Below are 1163 nucleotides of genomic sequence, written 5' to 3' on the forward strand. Positions count from 1 at the left end.
AAATAAAGCTTTTAAAGTTCTTCTTTCAAACAAATTCACTTGAATTATTCTGAGTAAACGTTGAACTGTCCAACCTGTTTTTCCTAAATGTCGAGCGAAACTCACCAATAAATAGGCGATCATCGCAATCCAGATTTGTGTCTGAATTGCGTTCCTGCTGCGGCCTAGAAACGCTTTTAATTTGAGATTCTGCTTAATCGCCTTAAAGAACAGCTCAACTTTCAAACGATCTTTATAAATCGCCGCAATGGTGGAGGCGGCTAAATGAAAGTTATTGCTGAGAAAGCTAAAGTGCTTGCCACTTTGCTGATCTCTATATTCAATTCTTCTTAACACTGGGGCTTTTCTTTTTAGGGCATGTGCGCTATTCAGCTGAATGGTTTCATCTTTTAGAATACCTTTGGATTCAAGCACTGGATGTTGCTGGATCACCTGATACACAGATTTAGGCCTAAAACGTGTGACAAATCCAATGTTTTGAGCAGTCAGATTTGCATACCATTGGTAATCGACATAGCCTTTATCAAAAACTACAATGCTGCCAGCAGGAAACTGGAATTTGCGGCCTTGTACCATGTCATTTTCTTTGCCATTTTCAACTGCAACAAACTCAGGAATATCATTGCTGTGATTCAATCCTATACTGAGTTTCATGCTGGCTTTTGAGTCGTGAACTTTGGCCCATTCACATAAGGAAAGCGACAGGTCAATATGACTGGCATCCAAGGAATACAAGGGATTCTTAAAGCGAAATTTATGAGCTACTTTTGAGTGTTCATAGTATTTAAGCAACTTGTAAAATAGCTGTTGATACAAGGTAGCAGGCTGCTGCTCATTGATTCGTGCCAGCGTGCTTCGGGGAATAGACTTTGCTCCGAGATGACTCAGCTTTTCCTGTTGGCACTCCAAATTGGATTGAATATCTCTCAGACTTTGCCTACAAGAGAATTGAGACATCAATATGGCAATAAACTGATCCCACCGGGAAGCCGCTCTAAATTTCTGTCCAACATGGTGTACTTTAGCAAGTTGTTCAAAATCCTGTCGCACAACAGGTTTAATTAGCTCATGAAATACGGTATTCTGATGTGACAAAACCTGAATCCTGGTCGTTAAAGTGTTTGTTTGCACTCATATTTTAACTGTTAGGACTCAGGTTTTTT

1 protein-coding gene is annotated in these 1163 nt (G+C 39.8%); it reads right to left on the reverse strand.

Annotation, left to right across the window (positions count from 1 at the left end; genetic code table 11):
* Nucleotides 1-1095 (reverse strand): IS4-like element ISAbe18 family transposase (locus tag VF685_RS14020; RefSeq protein WP_440203682.1); only part of this gene is annotated, 1095 nt, incomplete at its 3' end.
* Nucleotides 1096-1163 lie beyond the last annotated feature (68 nt).

Source organism: Acinetobacter sp. Brlt_5 (genome assembly GCF_051949055.1).
GTDB lineage: Bacteria > Pseudomonadota > Gammaproteobacteria > Pseudomonadales > Moraxellaceae > Acinetobacter > Acinetobacter indicus.